General features: G+C 35.2%; 5 protein-coding genes. 4 read left to right on the top strand and 1 reads right to left on the bottom strand.

Features of this window, described 5'->3' with window-relative positions:
• Window positions 1-513: 513 nt before the first annotated feature.
• Genes ILA26_RS05940 through ILA26_RS05930 form a run of 3 tightly spaced genes read left to right on the top strand, consistent with a single transcriptional unit; the run spans window position 514 to window position 2,850 of the window.
• Entirely contained in the window at window positions 514-1,062 is a 549-nt protein-coding gene (locus ILA26_RS05940) for a TATA-box-binding protein (protein WP_292895311.1), read from the top strand.
• Window positions 1,063-1,074: 12 nt separating this feature from the next.
• Entirely contained in the window at window positions 1,075-2,646 is a 1,572-nt protein-coding gene (gene serB, locus ILA26_RS05935; protein WP_292895308.1) for a phosphoserine phosphatase SerB, read from the top strand.
• Window positions 2,647-2,691: 45 nt separating this feature from the next.
• Window positions 2,692-2,850, top strand: coding sequence for a hypothetical protein (locus tag ILA26_RS05930; RefSeq protein ID WP_292895306.1), 159 nt, complete (start codon window positions 2,692-2,694; stop codon window positions 2,848-2,850).
• Window positions 2,851-2,893: 43 nt separating this feature from the next.
• Here the strand turns inward: ILA26_RS05930 and ILA26_RS05925 are convergent, their stop codons facing one another.
• On the bottom strand, window positions 2,894-3,997 hold the full coding sequence (locus tag ILA26_RS05925) for a glycosyltransferase family 2 protein (protein WP_292895304.1): 1,104 nt from the start codon (window positions 3,995-3,997) through the stop codon (window positions 2,894-2,896).
• Between the two features lie 145 nt (window positions 3,998-4,142).
• On the opposite strand from ILA26_RS05925, the gene topA reads away from it, so the two are divergent.
• Window positions 4,143-6,296 (top strand): DNA topoisomerase I, encoded by a 2,154-nt coding sequence (topA, locus tag ILA26_RS05920; RefSeq protein ID WP_292895302.1) that lies wholly within the window; start codon window positions 4,143-4,145, stop codon window positions 6,294-6,296.
• Window positions 6,297-6,346 lie beyond the last annotated feature (50 nt).

Below are 6,346 nucleotides of genomic sequence, written 5' to 3'. Positions count from 1 at the left end.
TTTCATCCACAACATTTTGAATAAAATAACACGGATGATCTTTTGGAATCAACTCCCTCAAGTCCAAAGGAATTAATAATTGCTGACCAATTTTATCCTCCCTCAAAACCATAAAAAACACAACCAAAAAGTTAATTAACTTTAATAATAGATTGTACTTTCTAGTATATAAAATTAAAGGATAATAAAATAAGAAAAAAATTTTAAACACAAAAATTATGAGTCAGCCTCAAAATTAATCTGGTTAAGTGATTTTTTTGTATTTAATCTAAAAAGTAGTAAAGTTTATAAATAACAATTTATAATACATGATTTTCAATTTTATTTATAAATGATTTGCCATTTTAAAAAATTTATTTTTTTAGTATTTTTTTAAATTTTGCTTAAATATTTTAAATAAACATACCTTTATATACTATTTAAATATAATATTTAATTAGTAAAAATTTGATTGATTTTTTGTTTTCTATAATTTTTACTTACTACTTTTAATAATTGATTGGAGGTTTTAAATTGACCGATGTTGAAATTAAGATTGAAAACATTGTAGCTTCTGCTAGTATTGGTAAAGATATTGACCTTTCCGAAGTAAAGAAAGCTTTAGAACCTGATGTTACTTTTAATCGTGAACAGTTTCCGGGATTAGTCTTCAAACTTAAAGATCCTAAAACTGCAGCATTGATTTTCAGTTCAGGAAAGCTTGTCTGTACCGGGGCAAAGTCTATTGATGATTCTAAAACAGCTATCAAGAAGACTGTTGGCCTAATGAGGTCAGTAGATACTGATATTCCGGATGAGTTTGAAATTAAAATTCAAAACATTGTGGCTTCTGCAAACTTAGAATCCACATTAAATTTAGAAGCAGTAGCTTTAGAACTTGAAGATACTGAATACGAACCGGAACAATTCCCTGGTTTAGTATACAGATTATCTGACCCTAAAGTGGTATTATTATTATTTGGTTCTGGTAAGGTAGTATGTACCGGTGCTAAAACCAAAAGCGACGCTAAATTAGGTGTCGAAAGAGCTTACGACAGATTAAGTGAGCTAGATTTAATATAATTGGTGGTATTATTGATTAAACTTGTAGTATTTGACTTAGATAACGTTATTATTGATGGTGAAGCAATAGATGAGATAGGAAAATTAGCAAATGTTGAAGAAGACATAGCTGAAATTACTGAAAAAGCTATGCAAGGGGAAATAGACTTTGAAACTTCTATTAAAGACAGAGTTCAACTTCTTGAAGGTACTTCAATTGAAGATATTGAGAACTTAGCTGATGAACTTCCATTAATGCCTGGTGCTTGCAAAACCATCAAATGTCTAAAAGATAAAGATATAGATGTAGCTATCATTAGTGGTAGTTTTGATGTAGTGGCTGAGAAAGTTCAAGAAAAACTTGGTGTTGACACAGTTTATACTAATAGTTTCACAGTCGAAGATGGTAAATTAACTGGTGAAGTGACTGGTCCTTTAGTAAGCGGATCTAAATTAGATGTATTAAAAGACCACGTCGAAGAAGCAGGAATTGCATTAGAAGATGTAGTTGCTGTTGGAGATGGCGCAAACGACATTTCCATGATCGAATCAGCTGGTTGCGGAATTGCATTTAATGCAAAAGATTCCGTAAAAGAAATAGCTGATGTAGTAGTAGAAGAAAAAGACTTGTGCAAAGTCTTATGTGAAATCCTTAATCAATTAACCACTGACGAAGCTGAAAGTGAACCTGTAGAAGACGAAAAAGTAGAAGAAGCTGCTGAAGAAGAAGCAACTGAAGAAGCAGAAGAAGCTCCTAAAGAAGAATTTGTTCTTGCTGACACCATGGAAGGCGTTAGAAAACAAAAAGATGAAAAAGAAGCTGAAATCGCTAAAGTAGCTGATGAAAGGGAAGAATTCAACAAAGAAGCTAGAGAACAACGTAAAATAAGAGATGAATTAAACGCATCCTTAAAAGAAAACTTAAACAAAGCTATTGAATTCAGAAATGAGCGTAATGAAATCAACAAACAAGTTGAAGAAGCTAAAAAAGCTCGTAATGAAGCTAACGCTAAAATCAAAAACCTTGAATGGAATTCAGGTAAACGTAATAAAATTAAAATCGAAAACGAGATTAAAAAGATTGATAAAATCATTGAAACTCGTGTATTAGATATTAAAAAAGAAAATCAACTTGTTAAAAACGCTAATGACTTAAGAAAACAATTAATGGAAATCCATGAGGATGAAGCAGCTAAAGGTGAAGCAGAAGAACTCAAAAAAGTTTCCGAAGAAGAACACGGAAAAGTCATTGAACTTTCCGAAAAAGCTCAAGCAGCTCACGAAGAAATGCTTAAATACTTCAGAAAAACTGATGACATCAGAACTGCAGCTGATGAAGCACACAAAAACTTCATTGAAGCACGTAGAAATGCATCTGAAAAACACGAAGAATTCAAAGCAATTTTAAGTGACATCCATGTTATCAACAAAAAGTTAGGTTCCAACAAACCTAAACGCAGAAAATCCGATAACAAAGGATCTTCCGGTGCTAACAAAAACCGTGAAGAAAAACAAAGAGCTGAAGAAATCTTTGAAAAATTCAAACAAGGTGGAAAAGTCTCTACTGAAGAGATTTTACTCTTACAAAAATACAACATAGGTTAAATTAACTTTTAACCTCCTATTTTCTTTTTTTAAAAAGGTTTTACTATGGCAGAAGAAAAAATCGAAACTTGTTTTATTTGTGGCAAGAAATTTGACATGAATAAGGCTGAGCTTGGTTACTACAGAAACGGTAAATTCCCAATCTGTGATTTCTGTGCTGATTTTTACCGTTTTTATAATGAAGATTTAACTTCAAAAAAATAATTCTTTTTTTCTATTTAAAAAATTAAAAAAATGGTTGATGGTGTTACTCTCTTGCTGTGTAGATTGCAGTTTCAAGAGCGGTGGTTATTGAAGATAGAAGCATTCTTGATTTCAAGTCACTCTTATGGATTTTTTTGAGCCTGTTGACTTTACTTAACAATAGTCTGTTCTCTTCTTTTGTGAATGGGGATCCCTTCCAAGTGTTTGTCCAGTGCAGCAGGTGAGGATTGACGCTGATGGTTTGAACTTCCTTGGAATACCCTTCGGTACATTTTCTGCAATAGATATAGGACTCCATCAATTCGTCAAGCAATCTTACATTGACGGTGTTGGTGATTGACTTGTCACTTGGCAAGTCACGTATATAATAATCATAACACATGAAATTGTTTAAAAACACAATTCCTTCAGCTTTTATTATTGTTTCAAGGGCAAATGCCATATCGTCTCCTGAAACGTAAGGCTGGAAACGGATATTGTTGTCCATTATCAATTCCCTTTTGAAGATTCTGCTCCATACTGCAGGGTGCATTTTTAATAAATCCGGTTCCTGTTCGATATTATCAATATGAATGACATCTAATGGTTTATCTCTTGGATACACTCCCTTAACTGTTTTTCCATACACTATCTTTTCAATTACATTGTCCCAAATGAAATCGGGAACATCCAAGAAGTTTTCAGTTTCAAATGTTTCGTCAGGGTATACCTCATCTAGATTGTCCATATAAGGGGAATATGACTTTTGAACTTTTCCTCCATATTCAAATATCCTTCTAAATCTAGCAAAGGCCATGTCTGCATCATGTTCCTTAACCGCATTGTATAAGGTTTCACAAGCGTCAAGGGTATAACGGTCGTCAGGGTCTAAAAACATGATATAGTCTCCGGTGCACGCTTCAATACCTGTATTTCTTGGGGTGTATGCTGCACCACTATTCTGTTCATGATGGATTGCCACACAACAATCGTATTTTTCGGCATATTCATCAATTATTTTATCAGACCCGTCGGTTGAGCAATCATTAACCATTATAATCTCAAGATTTTCATTACCAATTGTCTGATTTACCAATGAATCAATTCCTCCTCTTAAATGAGGGCCTACATTAAATATCGGTAAAATAATACTAATTTTATCATTCATTATAATCATCAATTTAGCTTCAGTTATTAATAGTATATTTTAGATGTAATATATAATTAGTCCATAAATGTGGATTATAGTAATGTTTTTATATAATAAAATTCTTTAAAATATTTTATAAAAAATTGAGATAGGGAAGAGTATAATGCATGAAGTAATTATTTGCGAAAAACCGAGTTCAGCCGAAAAGATAGCAAAAGCGCTTTCACCAAGTGCCAAAAAGAAACTGTATAATAAGAAAGTCAAATATTGGGAATTGAAAAGGGATTCCAAGGACATCACTGTTGTATCAGGTGTAGGGCACTTGTATTCATTGATTCCTAAAAAGCAGAAATATAGGGTGTCATTCGATCTTCAGTGGGTTCCGGCTCATGAGGCAAGCAAAGCATCTGCATTCACTAAAAATTATCTCAATGCCATTAAAAAATTTGGAAAAAATGCTGACTCTTACATTCATGCCTGCGATTATGATGTTGAAGGAACCTTGATTGGATACAATGCCTTGAAATACGCTTGCGGAGAGGATTCCCTAAACAAGGCGTCCCGTATGAAATTTTCAACATTAACAAAAAAGGACATCATCGACGCTTATGAAAACAGGATAGACATTGACATGCACCAGGTCGACAACGGTATTGCACGTCATATCCTTGACTATTACTTCGGAATGAACATTTCCATTGCATTGTCAGATTCCGTTAAGAAAACCAAGCACCGATTCCTTAAATTGTCTGTTGGAAGAGTTCAAACACCTACCCTATCCATTCTTGTCAACCGTGAAAAGGAAATCAGAGAATTTGTACCTGAACCTTACTGGAACCTGAAGGCTATTCTTGATTTTGAGGATATTGAAATCAAGCACGTTGAAGGTAATATATTTGACCGTGAACGTGCAGAAGAGATTTTCAACAAGTGCAACGGCAAGGATGCTGTTGTTGACAAGATTACAATTTCAAAATCCAAAACCCAACCTCCAGTGCCGTTCAACTTAAGCGGACTTCAGGCTGAGGCATATAATGTATTTGGTTTTTCACCTAAAAGGACTCAGATTGCAGCTCAAAACCTTTATAGTGCAGGTTACACTTCTTATCCTCGTACTTCCTCCCAAAAATTGCCGGAAAGTCTCGGATTTGAAAACATTTTCAAGCAATTGTCAGCAAACCGTGAATTCAAGACACACATTGACAAGCTGCCTGCAAAATTAAAACCTCACAACGGTAAGAAAGAGGATGCCGCTCACCCTCCAATTCACCCGACAGGAATATTGCCGGGCAAGCTGAGCAAGGATGAGGAAAAAATTTACAAACTGATTGTTTACAGATTCATTGCTGTGTTCTTTGAAGCTGCCGAGTTTGAGGGAATGAGAACCACCCTGAATATTGAAGGCGAGAAATTCAAGTTCAACCGTAGAAGGGTCACCCATAAGGGTTGGATGGAACATTATCCGTTCAAAAAGATAGATGATGAAAGGTTCCCTGATGTCGAAGAGGGCGATGTCATGAGCGTCAAGGAACTGATTAAGGAGGAAAAGGAAACCAAGCCTCCTGCCCGTTATAACCAGGCGTCATTAATCAAGGAACTTGAGAAGAAGAACCTTGGAACCAAGGCAACCCGTGCGGATATTGTCGATAAGCTATACGATAGGAAATACATATCTGGTACTAAAATCGAGGTTAACCAATTGGGTGAGAACCTAATCGACACATTGAACACCTATTGTAACAACTTGACTTCAGAAAAGCTGACTAGGGACCTGGAAAACCAGCTTGAAGGAATCAATCAGGACAAGACCACTAAGGAAAGCGTTGTCAGTGAAGGTGAAAAGGACGTCAAGGAGATTCTCGGCGACATTGACAAGAACATGAAAGGAATAGGTTCCAAATTATATGATGCATATCAGGAAAGTAACATTGTCGGAACCTGTCCTAACTGTGGAGGAAACCTTGTTAAAAGATACTCTCCAAAAACTAAAAGTTCATTTGTCGGATGTTCCAATTATCCGGACTGCACAACAATTTATTCAATTCCAAAAGGAACCAATTTCCTTAAAAAGAAATGTGAAAAATGCGGACTTCCAATCATTTCATTTGGAAAGCCTCGCCAACGCGCATGTCTTGATGCAAACTGCGGCAAGGAGAAAACAAAACCTCACGACCCTGAAAAAGTCGGCGAATGTCCAGAATGCGGCAAGCAACTCTTAAAACGTTCCGGTCGTTACGGCGAGTTCATTGGTTGCAGCGGATTTCCAAAATGCAGGTTCACATGTTCTGTTGAGGAGCTTCCACACAAGTTAAAGTGATTTCGGCATTTGAAATCATGCTTTAACATTCAACTTTTTTTATTTTTAAA

The organism is Methanobrevibacter sp., assembly GCF_017940815.1.
Taxonomy (GTDB): Archaea; Methanobacteriota; Methanobacteria; order Methanobacteriales; family Methanobacteriaceae; genus Methanocatella.
The sequence above is the reverse complement of the archived record's forward strand: the minus strand, read 5'-3'. Positions and strand labels throughout refer to the sequence as shown.

Bases quoted from the DNA above. Each gene is read 5' to 3' on its own strand.
- ILA26_RS05930 (WP_292895306.1), top strand. From the start codon at position 2,692: ATGGCAGAAGAAAAAATCGAAACTTGTTTTATTTGTGGCAAGAAATTT.
- ILA26_RS05925 (WP_292895304.1), bottom strand. From the start codon at position 3,997: ATGAATGATAAAATTAGTATTATTTTACCGATATTTAATGTAGGCCCT.
- topA (WP_292895302.1), top strand. From the start codon at position 4,143: ATGCATGAAGTAATTATTTGCGAAAAACCGAGTTCAGCCGAAAAGATA.